The sequence below is a fragment of the Corynebacterium halotolerans YIM 70093 = DSM 44683 genome, assembly GCF_000341345.1.
GTDB lineage: Bacteria > Actinomycetota > Actinomycetes > Mycobacteriales > Mycobacteriaceae > Corynebacterium > Corynebacterium halotolerans.
Map to the genome: position 1 here is coordinate 1,288,343 of NC_020302.1, position 25,206 is coordinate 1,313,548.

Sequence of the window (25,206 nt, forward strand, 5' to 3'; positions counted from 1 at the left end):
GGGAAGAGCACTACTGCTTGATGCCGGAGCCGTCGATCTGGATCTTGATCTCCTCGGAGACCAGGACACCGCCGGAGCCCAGCGGGGCCTGGAAGTCGATGCCGAAGTCCTTGCGGTTGATCTTGGTGGAGGCCTCGAAGCCGACACGGGTGTTGCCGAACGGATCCTCCTCGACGCCGGCGATCTCGACGTCCAGGGTGACCGGCTTGGTCACGCCCTTGAGGGTCAGGTCACCGGTGACGGTGCCCTCCTTGTCGTCCTGGATGTCGAAGGAGGTGGCGTTGAAGGTCATCTCCGGGAAGTTCTCGGTGTCGAAGAAGTCCCCGCCGCGGACATGGACGTCGCGGTCCTCGTTGCGGGTGTTGACCGACACGGTCTTGATGGTGGCGGTGGCGGAGGCGTTCTCCGGGTTCTCGGTGTCGATGACGATCTTGGCCTCGAAGTCCTCGAAGGAGCCGCGGACCTTGGTGACCATCGCGTGGCGGGCGACGAAGCCGATCTCGGTGTGGGAGGGATCCAGGACGTAGGTGCCGTTCAGGTTGCTCATGCGGTGCTCCTAAAAAGTTGATCGTGTGTTGTGTCGGCGGGCACGGAGGCCCGCACGTTAATGGACCCTGCGCAGCTTCCGGGAAGTCCGCAGCGGGCCGTGATGCCCACGATACCAAAGGTTTGTGATGTGTCAACATAAAATGGGGCAGACGTTTCCCGCAGGTGAGTGGGGGCAGGGCTGTCCCGGGGCTCCGGTGGCCCGGTCGGTCACGGACCGGTGGGTGCGCTGCCCCGAATTATCGTCAACGGTTCGGTTCCGGACTGACCACGGGCTATCCTTGTTGATATGGCTACGGAAGCACGCTGGCTCAACGATGACGAACAGTCGCTGTGGCGACTGATTCTGGCCTCGATGCGCAAGATCGAACGAGGCATGGACGACACCCTCCAGGTGGGCAGCGAACTGTCCTCCTCCGAGTTCTCCGTCCTGGTGTCGCTGTCCGAGGCGGAGGGGCAGTCGTTGCGTCTGCGTGACCTGTGCGCCCAGCTGGAATGGGACCGCTCGCGCACCTCGCACCAGATCACCCGGATGGAGCGCCGGGGACTCGTCTCGAAGCACAAGAGTGAGGGCGACGCCCGCGGCGTCATCGTCACCCTGACGGGGGAGGGGCAGAAGCGGCTCGAGCAGGCCGCCCCCGAGCACGTCGAGAGCGTGCGCCGCCTGGTCTTCGACCACCTGGACCCGAAGATGGTGCCGGTGCTGCGCGAGTTCATGGACAACATCATGGCCGTCGACAACGTGCCCGGACAGCCGGGCTTCACCGGCCGGCTGCTGGATCCGCCGTCCATCTCCGCCCGGGACTGACCCGGGCTGACCGGGGTGCCGGGGCGTCCGGTAGCCGAAAAATCAGGGTTGGATTAGGGGCATATCCCGATGTGGCGGACCCCCTTCCCGCGGAAGAATGAATCTCAACCGCACCAGAGGAAGGAACCCCGCCACCATGACCGACGCCACCCAGGACTTCAACGCCGAGCGTCTCCCGTACCACCAGCGTCGACTCGCCCGCTCCACCTCGGACCGGTGGGTCGCCGGTGTGCTCGGCGGCATCGCCCAGACCTACAACTGGAACCCCACCCTCGTCCGCCTGATCTTCGTGCTGTCCGTCATCCTGCCCGGCCCCCAGTTCCTGGCCTACGTCATCGCCTGGGTGATCATGCCGGCCCGATGAGCGGCCCGGGGGACGACCATCCGGCCCGGCCAGGTGTTCCTGGCCGGGCCGGATTTGTACCGTCGCCGCTCAGCGCGGCGGATCGCGGCAGGGTCAACGGAGCGCTCTACCTGGCCTTCTACCTGGGTTCCGGGGTCCCCGCGGTGGTGATCGGCCTGCCGGCCTTCGCGCTTCCGCTGGCCGGGGCCGTCACGGTGCTCTCCGCCGTCACGGCGGTGCTGGTGGTGGGCACCATCGCGCTCCCGGTCGTCGTCGACCGGCGCGTGACGCCGCCGCATTGTCCGGCCCCGGAGCCCGTCCACCGGTGAGCGGTGATTTTCCGTATCCTCGGGGGCAGGAAGCCGCCGACCGCGGGATTCCATCCCCGGTCGGCGGACACACCGTGCGCCGTATCCGGCGCGGAAGGAGATAAAGATGGCCGAGGAAAAGCGCGTTGTCATCATCGGCGGTCACGGCAAGGTCGCCCTGCTCGCCGCCCCCAAGTTCCGGGAGGCGGGTTACCGGGTCGATTCCGTGATCCGCAATCCGGACCAGAAGGCGGACATCGAGGAGCACGGCGCCAACCCGGTGCTGCTCGACATCGAGACCGCCGTCGTCGGTGAGCTCGCCGAGGTCTTCCGGGGTGCCGACGCCGTCGTGTTCTCCGCGGGCGCGGGCGGCGGCAATCCGGCCCGCACCCACGCCGTCGACTACGAGGCGGCCGTGCGGACCATGGACGCCGCGGAGCAGGCGGGTGTCAGGCGCTACGTCATGGTCTCCTACGTCACCGCCGACATCGACGTCGACCGGCTCGACGAGGACGCGAAGATGTACCCGTACGCGAAGGCCAAGCACGACGCCGACGCCCACCTGCGCGGCTCCGGGCTCGACTACACGATCCTCGGCCCCGGGATGCTCACCCTGGAACCGGCCACCAGCCGCATCCGGCACGTCGACCGGGAGGGCCAGATCGACGGCCGCGACCCGGGTGAGGGCGAGGGGCAGACCTCGCGCGAGAACGTCGCCGAGGTGATCGTCCACGCGGTCGCCGCCAATGCGGGCGTGGGCGAGAAGATCAACTTCTACGACGGGGACACCCCGATCGTGGACGCGATCAAATAAACTTCCCACCGGGACCAACGGCCCGCCCCCTCCTGTCCACGCAGGAGGGGGCGGGCCGTTTCCGGCGTCCGCGGCGGGAGCTTTCCCGGACTAGTAGGCCACCGCGTCGGTGTGGTTCGGGTGCTCGGCCAGCGGAGTGATCTTGACGTTCATGTACTTGAACATCGGGAAGCCGGCCATGACCTGCTGCAGCTCATCGTTGTTCTCGACGTCGTAGATCGAGTAGTTGGCGTACTCGCCGACGACGCGCCAGATACCCTTCATCTTGCCCTCACGCTGCAGGTTGCCCGAGTACTCCTTCTCGCGGGCCTGGAAGTCGGCGACCTGCTCGGGGGTCAGCGACTCGGGGAAGTGGACGTCCATACGGGCCAGGAACAGCATTCTCGGAAGAACCTTTCACGAAGCGAACAATTGTGCACTCCGCAGCCTACCTTCAAAGAGAACGTGGCGGGGGAGGTTACACCTGCCCGTCAGCTGAGCCGGGTCGCCCGCACCACCGCGTCCCGGAGCACCCGCTCGCCGGCGGGGGTGTGGACCGTGCGGGTGGATTCGGTGGCCGAGTCGATCCGCCAGCGGCCGTCCTCCAGGCTGGCGGTGATGTCCGCGGCGGTGACGGTCGCCTCCGTCGGGTGGTGGTGACCGTGACCGTGGCCGTGGCCCGCGGCGTCGGGAAGGTGCCCCACGATGAGCAGGGTCCCGCCGACGGCCACCCACCCGGAGATGCGCCGGTAGAACTCACCGTGGGGGATGGTGGGGTGCGCGTAGCAGGTCAGCACCAGGTCGTGGCGTTCCGCCGGCTCCCACTCCGTGAGGTCGGCCTCGACCCACGTGATGTGGTCGTCCACCGATGCCGCCCGTGCGCGTTGCGCGGCCGCCTCGAGCGCGTGGGCCGAGATGTCGGCGCCCAGCACCCGCCATCCCTGCTCGGCCAGCCACACGGATTCCGCGCCGGCGCCGCATCCGGCGTCCAGCGCCGTGCCCGCGGACAGATCCCGGACGTGGTCGATGAGATGGGGGTTCGGCGGAAGGTCAGGGGCATGGCCGTGCGTATGTTTCTCGGGCGGGGCCCAGTGTCGGTCCCAGTAGGGCTTGTCGAAGTCGTGCATCCGGAGTCTCCTGTTCGGTTGGCGGCGGGAAGACGCCCAGCGTGGCACGACGGATACGGCAAGCGCAATGTTCTTTGCCGAACGGCAAAATTGTGTTCCTGACGGTCGACGCGTCCCACGTCCCGGGGCAGCTTCTCCCGCTGGCGAAGGTGTACGGGATGACTCTCGACGGGCCTGTCGAGGCCCCGCGCGCCGGAGCCTGCTGCCCGGCCGCATCCGGGCGTGCAGGTTCATCCCGCCCTGCGATGACGGCCGGCAGGTGTCGGCTCTTCGCGCAGCGACTCGTGGTCGCGGCGCAAGCCCTGCCCCTGGTGCCGGGTCAGCCCTCGAGGGCGTCGCGCAGGTAGGCGTCCAGGGCCGCGCTGTGCCGCTTCGAGCTCTTCGCCTCCGGGGCGAGGCCGTCGAAACCGTGGAACCCGCCGCCGGTCATCACGAGATCCACGAGCACACCAGCCTGGGACAGCGCCTGGGCGTAGGCGAGGTCCTCGTCCCGGAACGTCTCGGTGGAACCGACATTGAGGAAGGTCGGAGGCAGCCCGGCGAGCTCCTCCACCGACGCCCGCGACGGCGCGGCGTAATAGGAGACGTCCTCGCCCCCGCGCCGCTCGCCGAGCAGCGCGGTCCAGCCGAAGAGGTTGGCGTTGCGGTCCCACACACCCTCCCGGTCGAGCATGTGCGAGCTGGGGGTGAGGAAACGGTCGTCGAGCATCGGGCAGAGGAGGACCTGGTGGGTCAGGGCCGGGAATCCGCGGTCCCGCGCCATGAGCGCGACGCCGGCGCTGAGCCCGCCGCCGGCGCTCGTCCCGGCGACCATGATCCGCTCCGGGTCGCCACCGAAGGCATCCGCGTTCTCGCCGACCCACCGCAGACCCGCGTAGCAGTCGTTGACCGGGGCCGGGTCGGGGTGCTCCGGGGCGAGGCGGTACTCGACCGTCACGACGATCGCGGCACCCTCGGACACGTGGGTCAGAAAGGACATGACCCCGGTGAACCGGTCGCCGATGATCATGCCACCGCCATGGATGTGGAAGATCACCGGAAGGGCGGTCTCCGGCAGGGCGGCGGGCCGGAAGATCGTCAGCATGATGTCCGGATCATCCCCGAGGCCGGGGGCGGTGACATCCTCGTGCACCACGGAACCGCCGACGGTGAGGTCGAGGGCGTCTTTCTGGGCGGCAATGGCTTCCCGCACGACCGCAAGGTCCGTGGTGGCGAAGTCGGGAAGGAGCTCCTGGGCCGTGGCCAGCGAATCGAGCAGATCCGGGGAAAACGGCGGTCGGGTGGGGGTGATGCTGTACGGTCCGGTGGCAGTCATGACATCCTCCTGTGTGGGTTGGGTCACAACCTAGCAGGCGTCGGTGCTTCCCGGAGTGGAATTGGCCGAACTGCGGGCGCGTCCGGGCATCGTCCCACCGGATGGGTGACGCAAAAGGAGGCGGTCCCGGAGGAACCGACCGTTCCTCCGGGACCGTCTCCCGTTTCTGTGTCCCCGACAGGATTCGAACCTGCGACCTTTGGTACCGGAAACCAATGCTCTAATCCACTGAGCTACGGAGACTGACGTCGCTGCCCGGAGCGGTGCCGGGCTGACAACGATGAAATTCTAGCACGACGCCGGAGACGGTACCCAATCACCCCCCTCCGGCGGGTCGCCCGCTGGGACTACTCCACGCCCGGGACGTCGGTGACGTCGGTGTGACCGGTGCGCAGGTACTCCACGACCGCCTCGTCGACGGCGGCGTTGCCGAAGCCCACCTGACCGTGGCCGGCACCGTGGACGGTGATGACGTGGCTGCCCATCGCCTCGGCCAGCGGCCCGAAGTCGGCGTAGGGGGTCTGCGGGTCACCGGTGGCCTGGATCTGCAGCGGGCGGGTCTCCAGTGCGGAGCCGTCCACGTGGGCCGGACCGGTCACCGGCGCGAAGCCGGAGCAGGCGGCACCCGAGGAGAACTGGTGGCTCGGGGCGGAGAAGATGTCGCCGGTGATGAAGGACGTCCACGCGTAGGGCAGGACGTCGGCCGGGTTCGGCGCCACCTGGTTTTCGTTGCACATGATCAGCCGCTGCATGTTGACGGCGGTGACCAGCTCCTCCGGCACCTCCGTGCCGACCTCCTCGGGGTTGGGCAGCGGCTCGGTGCCGTTGATCACGCGGGCGAGGGTGTCCCACTGGTTCGGCATGGGCAGCATCTGCCGTGTCATCTGCAGGGTCAGGGAGGTGGACTGGAAGGAGCCGGGGTTGGCGACCTGGGAGGCCAGTCCCTCGGCCTGGACGCGGGCCCCGCCGGTGGCGGTCATGATGTCGGCGGCGGCCTGGCCGGCCCACTCCAGGCCCGGCGGGATGTCGCCGATCCGGGCCGGCGGGGGAACGACGGTCGGGTTGGTGCCGGACTCGGCGACGACCCGCGCCGACCACGCCTGGTAGACGGCCAGCGGGGTGTCACCCAGGCCGTAGGTCTCGTTGCGGGCGGCGACCCAGTTCAGGAAGTCGTGCAGGCTGCCGATGTAGCCGCCCTCCTGGGAATCCATCACGCCGTTCCACGCCTTGGCGGGGTCCATCCCGGAGTCGAGCACCACGCGGTCGGTGTGCTGCGGGTACTTGGTGGCGTAGGCCGAGCCGAGGAAGGTGCCGTAGCTCAGGCCCATGATGGAGATCTTCTCCTCACCGAGCGCGCGGCGGACCCACTCCCAGTCCTCGGCGGTGTTCTCGGTGGTCAGGCTGGCGGTGTAGCCCGGGGTGCCGATCTCGCAGGAGTCCCGCACGAAGGCACCCTCGCGGGTGATGATGTCGAGATCCGAGTAGCCCGGGGCCAGCTCGTTGCAGTCGACCGGGGTGGAACCGGTCAGGCCACGCGGCTGGACGGCCACCCGGTCCCACTCGTTGGTGATGCCCTCGGGCCAGGCGATGGCGTCGGGGTTGCCGAAGTAGCTGTAGGCGTCACCGCCCGGGCCGCCGGGATTGCCGAAGAGCACGCCGCGGCGGTTGGCCTGGTCGTCGGCCGGCACGCGGACGAAGCCGACGCTGATCTGCGCGCCGGTCGGATCGGAGTGGTACATGGGCACGTCGATGCGGCCGCAGTCGGCGGTGGTGTCGGTGACCTGCGGCGGGCACTCCTCCCAGGCGATCTCCGGGGCGGCGGTGGTCTGGGTCTGGGCCTGGACCGGGACGGCCGCCAGCCCGAGCACCATGAGTGCGGAGGCGGCGGAGGCGGCCAGTGTGCGACGGGCTGTCGGCATCGGCGTCGAACTTTCTCTTCGGGGGAGGAAAACAGTAACGTCTCGAATGTATCGGTGTGATAGGAATCGCGCGAGGGCACCCCGCCTCCCACCCCCGCGGCGGGGGAGTGGCGCCACACCGCCGGTGCGGGCCTGCCGCCGCGGGCCGGTTTCCCCTCTCCGGAGGTGGTCGGGCGCCCCGGGTTCACCCGCGCATTCACCCGCGCGCGGGGAATATCTCCCCGGTTCTGTCCGCGCGCCCGCGCTCCGATACACTTTCTGCCCATGACACCTGCAGATCTTGCGTCCCTGATCAAGGAGACAGCCGGCGGCGTGCTCGCCGCCCGCGACCTCGACAATTCCGTGCTGCCGGAGACCGTCACCGTCGAGCGCCCGCGCAACCCCGAGCACGGCGACTACGCCACCAACCTGGCGCTGCAGGTCGCCAAGAAGGCCGGCACCAACCCCCGTGAGCTGGCCGGCTGGCTGGCCGAGGCGCTCGCCTCCGACGACGCCATCGACGCCGCCGATGTGGCCGGTCCCGGCTTCCTCAACATCCGGCTGGCCGCCGCCGCCCAGGGCGACATCGTGGCCCGGATCCTGGCGGCCGGCGGCTCCTTCGGCAACGTCGATCTCTACTCCGGCAGGAAGGTCAACCTCGAGTTCGTCTCCGCGAACCCGACCGGCCCGATCCACCTGGGCGGCACCCGCTGGGCCGCCGTCGGCGACTCCCTCGGCCGCGTGCTCACCGCCGCGGGTGCGCAGGTCACCCGCGAGTACTACTTCAACGACCATGGCGGGCAGATCGACCGCTTCGCCCGCTCCCTGGTCGCCGCCGCCCAGGGAGAGCCGACCCCGGAGGACGGCTACGGCGGCGACTACATCCGCGAGATCGCCGACGCGGTCGTCGAGAAGCGGCCGGACGCCCTCGACGGTGAGCCGGCGGACGTGCAGGAGACCTTCCGCGCGCTCGGCGTGGACATGATGTTCGAGCACATCAAGGAGTCCCTGCACGAGTTCCGCACCGACTTCGACGTCTACTTCCACGAGAACTCCCTGTTCGAGTCCGGCGCCGTCGAACGCGCCGTACAGCAGCTCAAGGACAACGGCAACCTCTACGAGGCCGACGGCGCGTGGTGGCTGCGCTCGACCAACTTCGGCGACGACAAGGACCGGGTGGTCATCAAGTCCGACGGTGAGGCCGCCTACATCGCGGGCGACATCGCCTACATCGTCGACAAGATCGAGCGCGGGCACGACCTGTGCATCTACATGCTCGGCGCCGACCACCATGGCTACATCGCCCGCCTGAAGGCCGCCGCCGCAGCACTCGGCTACGACCCGGAGCGGGTCGAGGTGCTCATCGGCCAGATGGTCAACCTCCTCAAGGACGGCGAGGCCGTGCGCATGTCCAAGCGCGCCGGCACCGTCATCACCCTCGACGACCTCGTCGAGGCCATCGGCATCGACGCCGCCCGCTACTCGCTGGTGCGCAGCTCCGTCGACTCCTCCCTGGACATCGACCTGGCGCTGTGGGCCTCCCAGTCCTCGGACAACCCCGTCTACTACGTCCAGTACGGCCACGCCCGCCTGTGCTCCATCGCACGCAAGGCCGCCGAGGCCGACGTGACCCACGACGGTGCCGATCTCTCGCTGCTCACCCACGAGCGCGAGGGCGACCTCATCCGCACCCTCGGCGAGTTCCCGGCCGTCGTCACGGCCGCCGCCGAACTGCGCGAACCGCACCGCGTCGCCCGCTACGCTGAGGAACTGGCGGGCGTGTTCCACCGTTTCTACGACAACTGCCAGATCCTGCCGAAGGCCGGTGAGTCCGCCGAGCCGATTCACGCCGCCCGGCTGGCCCTGGCCACCGCCACCCGCCAGACCCTGGCCAACGCTCTCGGCCTTGTCGGCGTCACCGCACCGGAGAGGATGTAATCAATGCAGGTGTCCACCGCGACCGAAGAGTTCAACAACCTGCCAGCACACGTCTGGCCCCGCAACGCTGTCCGCCAGGAGGACGGCGTGGTCACCATCGCGGGAGTACCGCTGCCCGAGATCGCCGAGGAGTACGGCACGCCCGTCTTCGTCATCGACGAGGACGACTTCCGCTCCCGCTGCCAGGACATGGCGCGCGCCTTCGGCGGCCCCGAGCGCGTCCACTACGCATCCAAGGCCTTCCTGACCAAGACGGTCGCCCGCTGGGTGGATGAGGAGGGGCTGTCGCTGGACGTCGCCTCCCTCAACGAGCTGCGCATCGCCCTGGCCGCCGACTTCCCGGCCGAGCGCGTCACCGCCCACGGCAACAACAAGGACGTCGACTTTCTGCGCGCCTGCGTGCGCGAGGGCGTCGGCCACGTGGTCCTGGACTCCGAGCAGGAGCTCGAGCTGCTCGACTTCATCGCCGCGTCCGAGGGAAAGGTCCAGGAGGTGCTGATCCGCGTCAAGCCCGGCATCGAGGCCCACACCCACGAGTTCATCGCCACCAGCCATGAGGACCAGAAGTTCGGTTTCTCGCTGGCCTCCGGCTCCGCCTTCCGCGCCGCCGAGGCGACCGTGCGCGCCGAGAATCTCGGGCTGGTGGGCCTGCACTGCCACGTCGGCTCCCAGGTCTTCGACGCCCAGGGCTTCTCCCTGGCCGCCGAACGCGTCCTCGAGCTGTATTCGCGCATCCACTCCGAGCTCGGCGTGGCACTGCCGGAACTCGACCTCGGTGGCGGCTACGGTATCGCCTACACCGTCGACGAGGAGCCGCTGAACGTCGACGAGGTCGCCCACGACCTGCTCACGGCCGTCGGCAAGACCGCTGCGGAGCTGGGTATCGACGCCCCGACCGTCCTCGTCGAGCCCGGCCGCGCCATCGCCGGCCCAGCGGGCGTCACCGTCTACGAGGTCGGCACCATCAAGGACGTCCACGTCGACGACGACACCACCCGCCGTTACGTCTCCGTCGACGGCGGCATGTCCGACAACATCCGCCCCGCCCTGTACGGGGCGGAGTACGACGCCCGCGTGGTCTCCGGTTTCACCGAGGGCGAGCCGGTGTCCACCCGCGTGGTCGGCTCCCACTGCGAGTCCGGCGACATCCTCGTCAACGAGGCGACCTACCCCGACGACATCACCAACGGTGACCTGCTCGCCCTGGCCTCGACGGGCGCCTACTGCTACGCCATGTCCAGCCGCTACAACGCCTTCGCCCGCCCGGCCGTGGTGACGGTGCGCGCCGGTAAGACGAAGCTGATGCTGCGCCGCGAGACCATCGAGGACATCCTCTCGCTGGAGGCGTGAGCCCGGCCGTTTCCCTGACGGCCATGAGATGAGCCGCCCCGGTGAATGGTCATCGGGGCGGCTCCTGCCGGTTCAGGGGAGCGGGGTTGGAGCCGGTGGGGTGTGGCTGCGGGTGTTCGTCGAGATCACGTCGTCGAAAGGGGATGTGGTCTCGACCAACGGGGTCGAAAGGACGAGCCCTTTCGACCAGGTGCTTTCGACCCCGTCGGGCCGGAAAACCGGGCGGGGACCCGGGTAGCCGTCACACGCCGGTGCCGCTCACCCGGTGAACAGTGCCCGCAGCTCGGGGATGTGCCGGGAGAGCAGCTGGACGACCGCGGCGTAGAGCCCGCTGACGATGCCCGCGAGCCCGCCGGAGACCGTCGGAGCCGGGGTGGGGGCCTCGCTGACGCTCACGTTCCCGGTGGTGCGGTTGACCTCCCCGGGTGTGCCCTCGGCGCACAGTTCCAGCTCGGCGAGGGCGGCGTCGTGCTGCGCCTGGATCTGCGGGGTGGCCTCCCACGCGCGGTTCCAGGCCTCGTCGGCGGGCACGCTCAGGTCCGTCCGCGTCGAGGCGAGGATGGCCGGCTGGCCGGAGCTCCGCGCGTCCGCCAGCCGGGTGCGCGCCTCGGAGGTGGTCATGCGGTGGGAGTCGAACCAGCTGACGGAGCCGTGGGTACGGCGGTCGTTGCGCAGGATCAGCAGTTGCAGCGGGGCGAGTGTCTCGCCCTCGCGGTAGCCGGCGCGGACCCCGGCGGCGTCGATGCGCTCCTCGGCGGCGCGGACCTCCTCGGGCCGGGAGTCCACCTCCTCGGAGGTCTTGTCCGCGTACCAGGCGCGGGCGGTGGACATGTCGGCGGAGACGGCCGGGGTGTCGCGGATGATCTCGCGGGCCCAGTTGGCGGCGAAGACGCCGGCGGCGGAGACGAAGTTCTCGTACTCCCGGGCCGAGGCGGAGACGGTGCAGGTACCGTCGGTGACGGAGGTCTCGCTGGCCCCCGCGGTCGGGGCGGTGAGTCCGGCGAACAGGAGGGCCGAGACAACCGTGGCCGCTGCGGTACGACGAAGGGTCATGGGACGGGGGCCTCCTCGGTTGTCTGCGGGGGACTCCGGGGCGCGGGCGGCCGCCTCGTGACGGGCGGCGGGAAAGCAAGGGGGCGGAGGGCGGATAAACGCCGACACCCGCACTGCGGCGGGAAGTGGTCATAGTTTAACCGAGAACGCCGCATCCGGACAGGTTAGCGGAACGAAAGGATGATCCACCGGTCATGGGAAGGCACCCGAAATGGTGTAGCCGGGGCGGGAGGCGGCACCGCTGTGCGCGGCACGATCGGCGGCCGCCTGTCGCTGTCCGTGCGAAATGGACCAAGTAGTCTATGCTGGCGTGGAAGGGGACGTCCGGAACCGGCCCCGGGAGGCGGCGCGCCGACGCCGCCCCGGTAGTCTGGCCCGGAGCATTCACCCGGCAAGGACACGTACAACCCAGGGAGAGACATGACCGCGACCACCGCGAACTCGGAGCGCAGCACCTTCAACCCCGGCAAGGGCGCCGGCCAGCCGGTCGGCATCGCCATTCTGGGCCACGGCACCGTCGGTTCCGAGGTGCTGCGCCTGATGGGCGAGCACTCGGAGGCCTTCGCGCACCGTATCGGGGGGCCGCTGGAGCTCAAGGGCGTGGCCGTCTCGGATCTGTCCAAGCCGCGTGAGGGCGTCGACCCGGAGCTGATCACCGATGACGCGATGAGCCTGATCGAGCGCGACGACGTCGACATCGTCGTCGAGGTCATCGGCGGCATCGAGTACCCGCGCAAGCTCGTCCTGGCCGCCCTGAACGCCGGCAAGTCCGTCGTCACCGCCAACAAGGCGCTGGTGGCCGCGCACGCCGACGAGCTCGCCGACGCCGCCGACGCCGCGAACGTCGACCTGTACTTCGAGGCCGCCGTCGCGGCCGCCATCCCGGTGGTCGGCATGCTGCGCCGTTCGCTGGCCGGTGACAACATCCAGCGCATCTCCGGCATCGTCAACGGCACCACCAACTTCATCCTCGACGCCATGGATTCCACCGGCGCAAACTACGATGACGCGCTCGCCGAGGCCACCGCGCTGGGCTACGCCGAGGCCGACCCGACCGCCGACGTCGAGGGCCACGACGCCGCCTCCAAGGCCGCGATCCTGGCGTCCCTGGGCTTCCACACCCGCGTCAAGTTCGACGACGTCCACTGCGAGGGCATCACCGGCGTCACCGCCGCCGACATCGAGGCCGCCCGCGAGGCCGGCTACACCATCAAGCTGCTGGCCATCTGCGAGCGCGTCACCGACAACGAGGGCAGGGAGGCGGTCTCCGCCCGCGTGCACCCGACCCTGGTGCGCCGCGAGCACCCGCTGGCCGCCGTCAACGAGTCCTACAACGCCATCTTCGTCGAGGCCGAGGCCGCCGGCTCCCTGATGTTCTACGGCAACGGCGCCGGCGGCGCCCCGACCGCCTCCGCCGTCCTCGGTGATGTCGTCGGCGCCGCCCGCAACAAGGTCCACGGCGGCCGCGCCCCGGGCGAGAACACCTACGCCAACCTCCCGATCGCCGACTTCGGCGTCGTGCCCACCCGCTACCACATCGACATGGAGGTCGTGGACCGCGTGGGCGTGCTCTCCGAGGTGGCCGCCAAGTTCTCCGCCCGCGGCGTGTCGCTGAAGACCGTGCGCCAGGAGGAGTCCGGCGAGAACGCCCGTCTCATCGTGGTCACCCACACCGCCACCGAGGCGGACCTGAGCGCCACGGTCGAGGAGCTCTCCGCGATGCCGGACGTCAAGGCCATCAACAGCGTCATCCGCCTCGGCGCTTAAGACGGGGGCGTAGACACACTCATGAGCATCCTGCTGGAGGTGGGCACCAAGGCCACCGTCTCCGTGCCCGGCTCGTCGGCGAACCTGGGCCCCGGCTTCGACACCCTGGGCCTGGCCCTGGGCATCTGGGACACCGTCGAGGTGGAGGTCACCGACGCCGGCCTCGAGATCGAGGTCTACGGCGAGGGGGAGGGCGAACTCCCGCTCGACGGTTCGCACCTGGTGGTCAAGGCCATCCGTTCGGGGCTGACCGCGGCGAACGTCGAGGCGCCCGGCCTGCGGGTCGTCTGCACGAACGCCATCCCGCAGTCGCGGGGACTCGGTTCCTCGGCGGCGGCTGCCGTCGCGGGCGTGGTCGCGGCCAATGCGCTGGCCGACTCCCCGCTGACGGGGGAGCAGATCGTCCAGCTCTCCTCGGCCTTCGAGGGCCACCCCGACAACGCCGCCGCCTCGGTGCTCGGCTCGGCCGTCGTCTCCTGGACGACGGTGCCCGTCGACGGCCGCAGCCAGCCGTCCTATCAGGCGGTGCAGCTGCCGGTCCACCCGGAAATCCGGGCCACGGCGCTGGTGCCGGACTTCCACGCCTCGACCCAGGCGGTGCGTCGGGTGCTGCCGGACCACGTCACGCACGTCGACGCCCGCTTCAACGTCTCCCGCACCGCGGTGATGACCGTCGCGCTGCAGAACCACCCGGAACTGCTTTGGGAGGGCACCCGCGACCGGCTGCACCAGACCTACCGCGCCGAGGTCCTGCCCGTGACCGCCGAGTGGATCAACCGCCTGCGCAACCGCGGCTACGCGGCCTACCTCTCCGGCGCCGGCCCGACCGTCATGGTCCTGTCCACCGAGCCGATCGACGAGAGGATCCTCGACCAGGCGCGCGAGGACAACCTGCGCGTCCTCGAGCTCGAGGTGGCCGGCCCGGTCACGGTGGAGGTCGGCACGGTCTAGTTCTGGACCGTTTCCGGGTCAGCGGCCCCGTTCAGGAGGTGGGCGGGGCCGCTTTCCCGTGTCTGCGGACGGGGAGTGCGCGGTTGCGCGCGTTCCCTGCGTATTCGCCGATCCGGAGGTCCGGGTGGTCCCGCCGCTCCGGTGCTGAGGTGTATTATCTCCAGATACCTATTGATTGACAGGTGTACTATCCCTGTCCGCAGTTCTTCGTCATACCCGGGGGCCGAGGAAAATACACCTCCGTCTCGGCACTGGCCCTGTCCTTCGGGAACCTGCCCGTGTGCACGGCCCGCGCCGGACCAGACCGGCCCTGTTCACCCGCGTAACACCGGTGAACAGGGCCGGTCTCCACCGTCTCAGGCGGTCTTCTGGCCCGGGCCCGGGTGATTCTCCAGGTCGATGCGTTCGATGACCTGCCCGGTCTCATTGGCCGGCGGTTCCGGCGTGGTCTCCGGGCTTTCCGGGGTCTCCTCCACGGAGACGATGCACGAGTCCTCTCCGGCGAAGGGGCGCAGGGTCAGGTGGACACGGCCGCTGGCGTCGGGCAGGCCGGTGTCCCCCATGGCCTCCTGGATGAATCCCTCGTGGATGGCGCACACGAAGATCGACGGGCGCTCGGATCCGACGATGAAGGGGCAGGAGTGCAGGTGGACGTCGGTGGTGGTGCCGCCGTCCCCGGTTTCCCGGGACGGGTCGATGGAGGGGTCGAAGCCCATGTCACGGAGTTTGAGGTAGAGCGGGCTGAGCATCTCCTCGACGTTCGTCCACTCCCGGCCCTCCGCCTGCATCTGCCGTGCCCACTTCCGGCCGATCTCCCTGGCCTGCCCGCGGGCCGCCGGAGTCACCTCGTCCACCTCGTTGAGGGCGGCGGCGAGCACCTCGATCAGGGAGACGTACTCATTGGCGATCGACCGGTTGTCCGGCACCCGCACCTGGAAGATCAGGGAGGGTCGGCCGCGCCCCTGGGCGGGGGCGGTGAACACCCGGACGGCGTCCCGGTTGACCAGCTCGTCGAGGTGGCCGCGGGCGGTGTTGACGTGCATGCCCAGTGCCGCCGCGACGTCGACCGCACGGGCGCCCTCGGGGAACGTCTGCAGGGTGGTCAGGACCTCACGCTGTTTGGGGCTCAGCCGCAGCGACTCCGGGAACAGCTCGGTGGCCGGCCGCGGGTTTGACTGAGGCGTCATGGCTTCCATTCCTTCCGTCGGAGATGTGGATGGACGGTGATGCCGTGTGCCTTGGTGACACACTCGACGGCCATCCCCGGCTCGAGGCCGAGAGCGATCGCCGATCGCCTGGTGACGGGTACCGTCAGCCGGGTGGATCCGACCGAGACGGTGACGACGGTTCCGGAACGGGAGGCGGAGGAGTCCACGGACCCGATGACCCCGCGCCAGACGTTCCGGGCCGACTCCCTCGGGGAGGGGGCCGCACCGGGCAGGCGTAGCGTGATGGACTCCGGGGGCAGGGTGGCTACTGCCTCGTCTCCGACGTGGAACTGTTCCCCGTCGGCGGCGGTGCCGGTGACCGTCACTTCTTCACTGTGGACAGTTATCATACCAATATCTACGTCTGAAACCGTACCTTCCAGTCGGTTGAGGCCGACCAACTGGGCGACGAAATCATTGGGCGGCACCTCCAGCAGGTCCCGGGTGGGGCCGTCGGCGACGACCCGGCCACCCTCGAGGACGACGAGATGGTCGGACAATCCGGCCACGTCCAGGGCGTCGTGGGTGACCAGGAGGGTGGTGCGGTCCGGGGCGGTGGCGCGCAGCAGGCGGCGCCAGCGGGTGGCCGAGGCGACGTCGATGGCCGCCAGCGGCTCGTCGAGGATCAGCACGGACGGCCGGGCGCCCAGCGCGCGCACGAGCGCGACCTGGGCGGCCTGCCCACCCGACAGGGACGGGATCTTCACCCCGGCGAGGTCGGCGAGGCCGGCGGCGTCGAGAAGCTCCCCGGTCAGTCGCCTGTCGCGGGTGGCCATGGTGACGGCCTGCGCGACGGTCGCCGTGTGCGGCAGGCCGGGCCGCTGGGTCAGCAGGACGACGCCGCGGTCCTCGGGGGCGGTGAACCGCCCGCCGTCGACGACGCGTCCACCGACGGCGACCGCCGCCCCGCGCAACCGGCCGGCGATCATTCCCATGAGGGTGGTCTTCCCGGAGCCGTTGGGGCCGACGACGGCGGTGATGCGGTCGGCGGGGAAGCGGGTGGTCACCCCGGCGGTGGTGACGGTGACGGGCACCCCGCCCTCCCGCGGCGCGGTCAGCTCCCGCAGGCGGGCGGCGTCGAGATCGCCGATCGCGCGTGGAGCGGGGGTCGGCTCGCGGCGCAGTGCCGCCGGGAGGGCGGCCAGCCCGAGGATGAGCACGGCGAGCAGGATGAGGATCGCGGCGAGCACGTAGGCGCGGTCCTGGTTGATCTCGCGCTCGAGGTAGATGCCCAGCGGCATGGTGCGGGTGACCCCGGGCATGGAACCGGCGAAGGTCAGCGTGGTGCCGAACTCACCCAGCGAGCGGGCGAAGGCCAGGCCCGCGCCGGTGAGGATCGCCGGCGCCGCGGCCGGGAGGGTGACCCGCCACAGCACCGCCCACGGTCGCATGCCCACGCCCGCGGCGCTGGCGAGGATTTCCCGGTCGATCTGGCGCAGCGCCGAGTCGACGGAGACCACCACGAAGGGCAGCGCGATGAACACGTGCGCCAGGACCACGCCGGGGAAGGCGAAGGCGAACTGCCAGCCCAGGGCGTCGAGCAGCGGGGCGGTGAGTCCACGCCTGCCGACGGCGGCGGTCAGCGCCAGGCCGCCGACGACCGGCGGCATCGCCAGCGGCAGGAGAACCAGCAGGCGGACCAGCCGCCCTCCGCGGCGCAGGTGCTGGATCCACACCGCCAGCGGCACACCCAGGGCGGTGGTGACCACGGTCGCCCAGATCGCCGCGGCGAGGGTGACCCGCAGCAGTTCGACGGTGTCGGGTTCGGCCAGGACGGTCGGGAACCGCTCCCACGGCACGCGGATGCCCAGGGCCAGCACGGGGCCCAGGATGAGCACGAGGGCGACCGCGCCCAGCACCGCGAAGACGACCGGCACCCGCCCCTGGACCGGCCGCGGTGGGGGTGGGGTGGTCTCGGTGGTGGGGCTGGTGGTCACTGGGCTGGTCGTCTCCGGGACAGGTCGGGGTGGTTGTCGGGCCGGTCGATGCTACGGCGCCGGGGTGAAGCCGTGGGCCTGCCACACCCGGGCCATCTTCTCCGAGGTCAGCAGCTCGACAAGCTCCCGGGACCCGGCGGGGGTGTCGGTGCCGGCGGTCACGGCGGCGACCAGGGAGTTGGGGTGGTCCCCGGCGCCGGGGATGTCGATGACCTCCACGGCCTCGCCCGCGGCGGCGGCGTCGGTGCGGTAGACCCAGCCGGCGTCGGCCTCCCCGGAGATGACCTTGCCCAGGACATCGGAGACGGAGTGCTCGAGGGAGACCGGATCGATGTCCACCCCGAGCTCCTCGATCAGGGCCCGGGAGACGGTGCCGCAGGGCACCTGGGGATCGCACAGGACCACGGAGGCGTCGTCGAGGGAATCGTCGACGCCGGTGATCTCGGCCGGGTTGCCGGCGGGCACGACCATCACCATGGAGTTGGTGGCCACCACCTGCGGGTCCTCGACGGAGCCGTTGTCCACGGCCCGGCCCATGGTGGCCTCGTCGGCGGTGATGAGCACATCGCCCGGCGAGCCGTCGGCCAGCTGCTGGACCAGGGTGGACGAGCCCGCGTTGACGAACTCGAGCGACTGCGGGGGAGTGAGGTCCCCGGCCAGGTCGGCCAGCTGCTCGTTGATCACCCGCGTGGAGGCCGCGCCCAGGACGGTGACCTCGGTGGTGGCGGTCACCCCGGCGTCGCCGTCCGCGGATCCGGGGCCAGCCGTCCCGGGGATGCACCCGGTCAGCAGGGCCGCGGCGCCGAGCGTGGCGAGAGCGGTACCGGCGGCTCCGGTGGGGTGGGCAGGTCGGATCATGCGGACTACTCCTGGGAGAAGAAAAATAAAGGTGAAATTCCCTCCGAGTTTAAGGGAATTTCACCTGTTGATCTGATTTTTGTGGCCGGTGGCGGCGGAACCGGCACCGGAGCCGCTCAGGCGCCGGACCAGGGGGCCTCGTCCTTCTCCGCGGGTGACGAGCTCCGGTTGGAGGAACGCACGGGCTCCCAGGCGACGTGGCGGCGCATGGGCTGGGTGCGGATGTCGCGGGAGCGGTAGACCACGTACGGGCGGGTGGTGTAGCCGACCGGTGCGGAGAACGCGTGCACCAGGCGGGTGAACGGCCACACGGCGATCAGGGCGAAACCGGCGATGGTGTGCGCCTGGAACTGCCACGGGGCGGCGGCCATGATCTCCGGCTGGGCGTTGAAGATCAGCAGCTGGCGCAGCCACGGGGAGATGGTCTCGCGGTAGTCGTAGCCGTGCGCCCCGCCGAACAGCTGCAGGGACACGGTGGCGAAGAAACCGGTGAGGATCGCCAGTCCCAGCATGACGTACATGATCTTGTCCGAGGTGGAGGTGGCCAGGAAGACCGACTTGTTGACCACGCGGCGGTAGATCAGGCCGACCAGGCCGATGATCACGGCCACCCCGGCGATGGTGCCCGGGATGGTGGCGATCCAGTGGTAGGCCACGTCGGAGATGCCCACCGCCCGCGTCCAGGACTTCGGGATCGCCAGGCCCATCAGGTGGCCGATGATCACGAAGACCATGCCCCAGTGGAACATCGGGGAGGAGATCCGCAGCAGGGTGGACTCGTAGATCTGGGTGGAGTGCGAGGTCCAGCCGAACTGGTCGGAGCGCCAGCGCCAGAAGATGCCGATGAAGAAGGCGGCGATGGCCAACCAGGGGAACGCGACCCACAGGAAGGTGTCGAAGTAGTTCATGATGGTTCCTTCGTCAGATGGTGCCTGGACGGCGGCTAGTGGACGTCCGGTTGGGCGGTCGGGAAGGGCAGGGGAGTGCCGAGACCCACCAGCTCCTCCGGCGGACCCGACTGGATCAGGTCGAGGTAGCTGCGCGCGGTGTCCTCGTCGATCTTCGGCAGCGCCATACACAGCGCGGTGATCAGGTGCGCGTACGGGGAACGCGCGAACTCGAGTGCCGAGCGCAGCACCTCGATCCCGTCGCGGTGGGCGGCGAGCAGCTCGACGGCGGTGTCGTGGGACTCGTCCTCGGCCAGGGCCGTCGCCTCGAGCACGACGCAGAGGTGGTCGGGCAGCTCCTCGCGCAGTTCCTCGAAGCCGAGCGACTGCAGCGCCTCGCGGAAGGCCAGGATGGCCGCGCCGCGCTGCCGGGTGTCGCCGACGGCGTAGTAGGACAGGAACAGCGAGCAGCGGCGCCGCTGGTCGAAGGTCTCCACGTAGTGGGTCTGCAGCCCGCGCAGGCCGAGGACCCGCGCGGCGTCGAGAAAAGCGGTGACCTCCGCGGCGACGGCCGGCGGCAGGGTGTGCACCTGCGTCTCGACGGCCGCGAATTTCCGGCCGAAGGCGTCGTCCGGGTAGTCCAGCAGCAGCGAGTCCATCATCGCCAGGGTGCGGCGCTGTTCGCGGCCGATGGCCACGGGCCGGGTCAGTTCGGTGGGTATCCGGCCGGTGTGGGTGCGGGGCATCGCGCTAGTCCTTTCTCGGCGGGAACATGCCGTCCGGGCGGTCACCGGTCCAGCTCAGCAGCGAGACCTTGCCGGCCTTTCCGTCAGCGTCGTCCCCGTGTCCGCCGCAGCCCTCGGAGGTGCAGGCCTCCGGCGCGCCCTCACCGAGATCCGGGAACTGGTCCATCGCATTGGCCGGGTCGACGGTGCCGAACGGGTCGAGGGAGGCGATGCCGCGCGGTGTTTCCGGGGAGGCCGTCGGGATGACGTAGCGGTCGTCGTACTTGGCGACGGCCAGCAGGTGGTACATCTGCCGGACCTGCTTTCCCGTCATGCCGACGGCCCGCGCGATCTCCTCCTGCGGCTCGGTGCCCAGGTTGATGTCGCGCATGTAGGAGCGCATGGCGACCAACCGGCGGAGGGACTTCTCCACCGGCACGGTGTCCCCGGCGGTGAACAGTCCGGCCAGGTACTCCAGCGGGATGCGCATGTTCGACAGGGCGGAGAAGAGCACCTTGTGGTCCTCGCCGTCGTTGCCGGAGGCGGTGACCTCGTCGACGATCGGGCTCAGCGGCGGGATGTACCAGACCATCGGCAGGGTGCGGTACTCCGGGTGCAGCGGCAGGGCGACCTCGTACCTGAAGATCAGGTCCCAGATGGGGGACTGCTGGGCGGCGTCGATCCAGGAGTGGGGGACGTTCTCCTCGATGGCGGCCTCCACCACGCGTGGGTCGTGCGGGTCGAGGAAGATGTCCTTCTGCGCCTCGAAGAGGTCCTGCGGGTCCTCGGTCGCGGCGGCTTCGGCGACCCGGTCGGCGTCGTAGAGCAGCACGCCCAGGTAACGCAGGCGGCCCACGCAGGTCTCCGAGCAGATGGTCGGCTGGCCGACCTCGATGCGCGGGTAGCACAGCGTGCACTTCTCGGCCTTGCCGGTCTTGTGGTTGAAGTAGACCTTCTTGTAGGGGCAGCCGGTCACGCACATGCGCCAGCCGCGGCAGTGGTCCTGGTCGACGAGCACGATGCCGTCCTCGGCGCGCTTGTAGATCGCCCCCGAGGGGCAGGAGGACGCGCAGGTCGGGTTGAGGCAGTGCTCGCAGATGCGCGGCAGGTAGAACATGAAGGAGTCCTCGATCTCCTTCTGCACCGTCAGGTTCATGTCGTGGAGGACAGGGTCCTCGTCCATCGTCGCCGGTGAGCCGCCGAGGTTGTCGTCCCAGTTGGACGACCAGCGGATCTTGTCCAGCGGGCGGCCGTCGAGCTGGGAGACCGGGGCGGCCGTCGGCTGCGTCTGCTGGCCCTTCGGGGCGGAGAGCAGCTTGTCGTACTCGTAGGTCCACGGCTCGTAGTAGTCGTCGATCGACGGCTGCTTCGGGTTGTGGAAGATGGTCAGCAGCTTCTTCAGCCGGCCGCCGGCCTTCGGCTTGAGCTTGCCGGAGGAGGTGCGGACCCAGCCGCCCTCCCACTTCTCCTGGTCCTCCCAGCCGCGGGGATAGCCCACGCCGGGGCGGGTCTCGACGTTGTTGAACCAGATGTACTCGGTTCCCTCACGGTTGGTCCACGTCTGCTTGCAGGTGACGGAACAGGTGTGGCAGCCGATGCACTTGTCCAGGTTCATGATCATGGCGATCTGGGCCATTACCTTCATTAGTACTGCACCTCCTGGGAGCGGCGACGGATGCGGGTGACCTCGTCGCGGTTGTTGCCGGTGGGGCCGATGTAGTTGAAGCCGTAGGTCAGGTGACCGTAGCCCCCGGCCACGTGGACGGGCTTGATCATGATGCGGGTCAGCGAGTTGTGGGATCCGCCGCGGCGGCCGGTGCGCTCATTGAGCGGGGTGCCGGTCGTGCGTTCCTGGGCGTGGTTCATGATGACCGTGCCCTCCGGGATGCGGTGGGAGACGATCGCACGCGCCGAGACGACCCCGTTGCGGTTGTACGCCTCAATCCAGTCGTTGTCCGCGATGCCGAGTTTCCCGGCGTCCTTGTCCGACATCCAGATCACCTGGCCACCGCGGGAGATCGACAGCATGTGCAGGTTGTCGAAGTACTGCGAGTGGATGGACCACTTGTTGTGCGGGGTGAGGTAGCGGACGGTGACCTCCGGGTCGCCACTGTCGCCCTTGACCAGCTCGCCGGGGTTGAGCTCGCCGTTGAGGTGGAGCCGGTCGAGCGGGGGACGGAACACCGGCAGCGCCTCGCCGTAGTCCAGGTACCAGTCGTGGTCGAGGTAGTAGTGCATGCGGCCCGACAGGGTGTGCCACGGCTTGTCGTACTCGATGTTGATGGAGAAGGCGGTGTAGCGGCGGCGGTTGCGCTTGTCGCCGCTCCACTCCGGGGAGGTGATGACCTCGGCCGGGCGTTCCTTGACGACGTCCCACGTGATGCGGGTGCCCTTGGTGTCGGCCACCAGGTCGGACATGTCGGTGCCGACGCGGTCGCCCTGGTTCTTGAATCCCTCCGCGGCGACCTCACCGTTCGACACGCCCGACAGGTGCAGGATCATCTCGATGACCTTCGTCGAGGTGGTCAGCTCGGGACGTTCGCCGGCGGAGACGGTCTCCGAGGTGCCGTTGATCAGCGCCAGCTCCTCGACCTGCTTGGACATGTCGTAGGACGTGCCGTGCACTCCCGAGCCCTTCTCCCCGGTCAGCGGTCCCAGGTGGGTCCACTTCTCGAAGACCTTGGTGTAGTCACGCTCGACCGGGATGAGCTTGGCCATGGTCTTGCCCGGTACCAGGCCTTCCGTGTCCAGGTCCGGGACGATGCCGTTGGGCATGTTGAGTTCGTCGGGGGAGTCGTGGCCGAGCGGGGCGGCGATCACGTCGGTCTGGGTGCCCAGCCAGCGCTCCGCGAGCCGGGAGAACACCTGCGCGAGGTCGCGGAAGACCTCGAAGTCGCTGCGTGCCTCCCAGGGTGGGTCGATCGCCGCGTTGAAGGCGTGGATGAACGGGTGCATGTCCGTGGTGGACAGGTCGTTCTTCTCGTACCAGGTCGCGGCCGGCAGGAGGATGTCCGAGTGCAGGGTGGTCGACGTGTTGCGGAAGTCCGTCGCGAGCATCAGGTCGAGCTTGCCCTTGGGGGCCTCGTCCCGCCAGACGAGGGATTCGGGACGCTCGTGGGCCGCCAGCTCCTCCGCCGAGGCGTCCGAGTCGACGCCCAGCAGGTGGCGCAGGAAGAATTCGGTGCCCTTGGCCGAGGAACCCATGATGTTGGTGCGCCAGTTGAGCAGGATGCGCGGCCAGTTCTCCGGGGCGTCCGGGTCCTCGGCGGCGAACTTCATGTTGCCGGAGCTCAGTTCGTCGACGATGTGGTCCCTGACGTCCACGCCCTTCGCCGCGGCCTCGTCGGCCAGCAGCAACGGGTTGCGGTTGAACTGGGGGAACGACGGCATCCAGCCGCGCTTCATCGACTCGATGAGTGTGTCGGACATCGACTTGTCGCCCACCGCCCCGCGGTTGGCCAGCGGGGAGGCCAGGCGGGAGGCCTTGGAGTTGTCGTAGCGCCACTGGTCGGTGGCCAGGTAGAAGAAACCGGTGGTGATCATCTGTCGGGGCGGGCGCTGCCAGTCCAGGGCCATGGCGTACTGCGTCCAGCCGTTGATCGGGCGCAGCTTCTCCTGGCCGACGTAGTGGGCCCAGCCGCCGCCGTTGACGCCCTGGGTGCCGCACATCGAGGTCAGCGCCAGGAAGGTGCGGTAGATGTTGTCGGCGTGGAAGTAGTGGTTCACCCCCGCGCCCATGATGATCTGGGAGCGGCCCTGCGAGTCCACGGCGTTCTGGGCGAACTCCCGGCCGATGCGGATGGCGGCGTTGGCCGGCACCCCGGTCAGCTCCTCCTGCCAGGCCGGGGTGCCCGGGGTGGAGGCGTCGTGGAAGTCCGTCGGCCACTCGCCCGGCAGGTTCAGCTCGGGGCGGTTGACGCCGTAGTGGGCGAGCATGATGTCGAAGACGGTGGTGACCTTCTTCCCGTCGACCTCGCGGACCGGTACACCACGGTGGACGGTGCCGGCGCCGATGGGGCCGGTGCCGTCCACGTCCTCCGGGTCCGGGGTCAGGTCGAAGCGGGGGAAGAGGACCTCGGCGGTGCCGAAGGTGTCGGTCTCGGCGATCGACATCACGGAGTCGACGCCGTCCTGGCGCAGGTTCCACTTGCCGACGCCGTCCTCGCCGTGACGGTCGGCCACGGTACCGCCGGGGTCGACGACGCGTCCGTCCGGCTCCATGGTCAGCAGCCGGTGGGTCGCATTGGCCGTGGAGCTGAGCGCGGTGTCGGAGAGCTGTGAGGCGGTGAGGAACTTGCCCGGGGTGTAGGTGCCGTCGCCGTGCTCGTCCAGGGAGATCAGGAAGGGCGCGTCGGTGTACTTGCGCATGTAGTTCATGAAGTACGGCGTCTGCCGGCCCACGTGGAACTCGGAGAGGATGACGTGGCCCATGGCGAAGGCCAGGGCGGCGTCGGTGCCCGGGGCGATGCGCATCCACTCGTCGGCGAACTTGGTGTTGTCGGCGAAGTCGGGGGAGACCACGACGACCTTGGTGCCCTTGTACCGGACCTCCGTCATGAAGTGGGCGTCCGGGGTGCGGGTGACGGGGATGTTCGAGCCCCACATCATCAGGTAGGCGGAGTTGTACCAGTCGCCGGACTCGGGCACGTCGGTCTGGTCGCCGAAGGTCTGTGGGGAGGCCGGCGGCAGGTCCGCGTACCAGTCGTAGAAGGACAGGGCGACGCCGCCGATCGTCTGCAGGAAGCGGGTGCCGGCGCCGTAGGAGACCTGCGACATCGCGGGGATGACGGTGAAGCCGGCGATGCGGTCCGGGCCGTACTCACGGATGGTGTAGACGTGGGCGGCCGCGGCGATCTCGATGGCCTCCTCGTAGGAGATGCGGATGAGACCGCCTTTGCCGCGCTGGGAGACGTAGGACTCGCGTTTGTCCGGGTCCTCGACGATCTCGCGCCAGGCCAGGACCGGATCCCCCAGGCGCCGCTTGGCCTCGCGGTAGAGATCCACGAGGGCGCCGCGGGCGTAAGGGTAGCGGATGCGGGTGGGCGAGTAGGTGTACCAGGAGAAGGAGGCGCCGCGGGGGCAGCCGCGGGGCTCGTAGTCCGGCATGTCCGGGCCGGTGGTGGGGTAGTCCACGGCCTGGGACTCCCAGGTGATCACGCCGTCCTTGACGTAGACCTTCCAGGAGCAGGAGCCGGTGCAGTTCACGCCGTGGGTGGAGCGGACCATCTTGTCGAAGGACCAGCGGTTGCGGTAGAACACGTCGGCCTGGCGGCCGCCCTGGAGAAACAGCTGCTGGCCGCCCGGACCGGTGTCGCCCTTGCGCAGGAAGCTGCCGAATTTGAACAGCGGGTTGACCGAATCCGTTCCGCTCTGGCGGGTGGAGGTTGTCATGTC

21 protein-coding genes and 1 tRNA gene are annotated in these 25,206 nt (G+C 69.5%); 8 read left to right on the forward strand and 14 right to left on the reverse strand.

Annotation, left to right across the window (positions count from 1 at the left end):
- Nucleotides 1-10: 10 nt before the first annotated feature.
- Entirely contained in the window at nt 11-547 is a 537-nt protein-coding gene (locus A605_RS06020; protein WP_015400617.1) for a YceI family protein, read from the reverse strand.
- A gap of 288 nt (nt 548-835) precedes the next feature.
- Between A605_RS06020 and A605_RS06025 the strand changes: the two genes are divergently transcribed.
- From A605_RS06025 to A605_RS06035, 4 genes are all read left to right on the forward strand, one after another.
- Nucleotides 836-1,354 (forward strand): MarR family winged helix-turn-helix transcriptional regulator, encoded by a 519-nt coding sequence (locus A605_RS06025; protein WP_015400618.1) that lies wholly within the window; start codon nt 836-838, stop codon nt 1,352-1,354.
- Between the two features lie 136 nt (nt 1,355-1,490).
- The gene (locus tag A605_RS06030) at nt 1,491-1,718 is read left to right on the forward strand and encodes a PspC domain-containing protein (RefSeq protein WP_015400619.1); all 228 of its coding nucleotides are present in this window, start codon (nt 1,491-1,493) and stop codon (nt 1,716-1,718) included.
- A complete protein-coding gene (locus A605_RS15270; RefSeq protein ID WP_149029390.1) occupies nt 1,715-2,026 on the forward strand; it encodes a hypothetical protein in 312 nt (103 codons plus the stop codon). Before A605_RS06030 ends, A605_RS15270 begins: the two co-directional genes overlap by 4 nt.
- Nucleotides 2,027-2,132: 106 nt before the next feature.
- Nucleotides 2,133-2,819 carry an SDR family oxidoreductase gene (locus A605_RS06035; protein ID WP_015400620.1) on the forward strand — a complete coding sequence of 229 codons (687 nt, stop codon included), beginning with the start codon at nt 2,133-2,135 and terminating at the stop codon, nt 2,817-2,819.
- 90 nt (nt 2,820-2,909) lie between these two features.
- On the opposite strand, the gene catC is transcribed toward A605_RS06035, so the two are convergent.
- From catC to A605_RS06060, 5 genes are all read right to left on the reverse strand, one after another.
- Nucleotides 2,910-3,200, reverse strand: coding sequence for a muconolactone Delta-isomerase (catC, locus tag A605_RS06040; protein ID WP_015400621.1), 291 nt, complete (start codon nt 3,198-3,200; stop codon nt 2,910-2,912).
- Between the two features lie 89 nt (nt 3,201-3,289).
- Nucleotides 3,290-3,925, reverse strand: coding sequence for a class I SAM-dependent methyltransferase (locus tag A605_RS06045; protein ID WP_015400622.1), 636 nt, complete (start codon nt 3,923-3,925; stop codon nt 3,290-3,292).
- A gap of 319 nt (nt 3,926-4,244) precedes the next feature.
- A complete protein-coding gene (locus A605_RS06050) occupies nt 4,245-5,240 on the reverse strand; it encodes an alpha/beta hydrolase (protein ID WP_015400623.1) in 996 nt (331 codons plus the stop codon).
- A gap of 169 nt (nt 5,241-5,409) precedes the next feature.
- A tRNA-Arg gene (locus tag A605_RS06055) sits at nt 5,410-5,483 on the reverse strand.
- A gap of 104 nt (nt 5,484-5,587) precedes the next feature.
- A complete protein-coding gene (locus A605_RS06060; RefSeq protein ID WP_015400624.1) occupies nt 5,588-7,159 on the reverse strand; it encodes an alpha/beta fold hydrolase in 1,572 nt (523 codons plus the stop codon).
- Between the two features lie 264 nt (nt 7,160-7,423).
- On the opposite strand from A605_RS06060, the gene argS reads away from it, so the two are divergent.
- Complete coding sequence (gene argS / locus A605_RS06065) at nt 7,424-9,076, forward strand: arginine--tRNA ligase (protein WP_015400625.1); 1,653 nt, start codon at nt 7,424-7,426, stop codon at nt 9,074-9,076.
- A gap of 3 nt (nt 9,077-9,079) precedes the next feature.
- On the forward strand, nt 9,080-10,426 hold the full coding sequence (lysA, locus tag A605_RS06070) for a diaminopimelate decarboxylase (protein ID WP_015400626.1): 1,347 nt from the start codon (nt 9,080-9,082) through the stop codon (nt 10,424-10,426).
- 258 nt (nt 10,427-10,684) lie between these two features.
- On the opposite strand, the gene A605_RS06075 is transcribed toward lysA, so the two are convergent.
- Entirely contained in the window at nt 10,685-11,479 is a 795-nt protein-coding gene (locus A605_RS06075) for a hypothetical protein (RefSeq protein ID WP_015400627.1), read from the reverse strand.
- 420 nt (nt 11,480-11,899) lie between these two features.
- Here A605_RS06075 and A605_RS06080 point away from each other — a divergent pair, with 420 nt between their 5' ends.
- Together A605_RS06080 and thrB are read left to right on the forward strand one after the other, a co-directional pair.
- Complete coding sequence (locus tag A605_RS06080) at nt 11,900-13,246, forward strand: homoserine dehydrogenase (protein ID WP_015400628.1); 1,347 nt, start codon at nt 11,900-11,902, stop codon at nt 13,244-13,246.
- A 21-nt stretch (nt 13,247-13,267) separates the two neighbouring features.
- Entirely contained in the window at nt 13,268-14,197 is a 930-nt protein-coding gene (gene thrB / locus A605_RS06085) for a homoserine kinase (protein WP_015400629.1), read from the forward strand.
- Between the two features lie 356 nt (nt 14,198-14,553).
- On the opposite strand, the gene A605_RS06090 is transcribed toward thrB, so the two are convergent.
- From A605_RS06090 to A605_RS06120, 7 genes are all read right to left on the reverse strand, one after another.
- Nucleotides 14,554-15,384 carry a helix-turn-helix transcriptional regulator gene (locus tag A605_RS06090; protein WP_015400630.1) on the reverse strand — a complete coding sequence of 277 codons (831 nt, stop codon included), beginning with the start codon at nt 15,382-15,384 and terminating at the stop codon, nt 14,554-14,556.
- Complete coding sequence (locus tag A605_RS06095) at nt 15,381-17,342, reverse strand: ATP-binding cassette domain-containing protein (RefSeq protein WP_015400631.1); 1,962 nt, start codon at nt 17,340-17,342, stop codon at nt 15,381-15,383. Before A605_RS06095 ends, A605_RS06090 begins: the two co-directional genes overlap by 4 nt.
- A 51-nt stretch (nt 17,343-17,393) precedes the next feature.
- Nucleotides 17,394-18,200 carry a molybdate ABC transporter substrate-binding protein gene (modA, locus tag A605_RS06100; RefSeq protein ID WP_015400632.1) on the reverse strand — a complete coding sequence of 269 codons (807 nt, stop codon included), beginning with the start codon at nt 18,198-18,200 and terminating at the stop codon, nt 17,394-17,396.
- 116 nt (nt 18,201-18,316) lie between these two features.
- The gene (gene narI, locus A605_RS06105; protein WP_015400633.1) at nt 18,317-19,108 is read right to left on the reverse strand and encodes a respiratory nitrate reductase subunit gamma; all 792 of its coding nucleotides are present in this window, start codon (nt 19,106-19,108) and stop codon (nt 18,317-18,319) included.
- Nucleotides 19,109-19,143: 35 nt separating this feature from the next.
- Nucleotides 19,144-19,833: a nitrate reductase molybdenum cofactor assembly chaperone gene (gene narJ, locus A605_RS06110; protein ID WP_015400634.1), complete on the reverse strand. Its 690-nt coding sequence runs from the start codon at nt 19,831-19,833 to the stop codon at nt 19,144-19,146.
- Nucleotides 19,834-19,837: 4 nt separating this feature from the next.
- The gene (gene narH / locus A605_RS06115) at nt 19,838-21,457 is read right to left on the reverse strand and encodes a nitrate reductase subunit beta (RefSeq protein ID WP_015400635.1); all 1,620 of its coding nucleotides are present in this window, start codon (nt 21,455-21,457) and stop codon (nt 19,838-19,840) included.
- Complete coding sequence (locus A605_RS06120; protein WP_015400636.1) at nt 21,457-25,203, reverse strand: nitrate reductase subunit alpha; 3,747 nt, start codon at nt 25,201-25,203, stop codon at nt 21,457-21,459. The genes narH and A605_RS06120 overlap by 1 nt, the downstream gene beginning before the upstream one ends.
- Nucleotides 25,204-25,206: the final 3 nt, after the last annotated feature.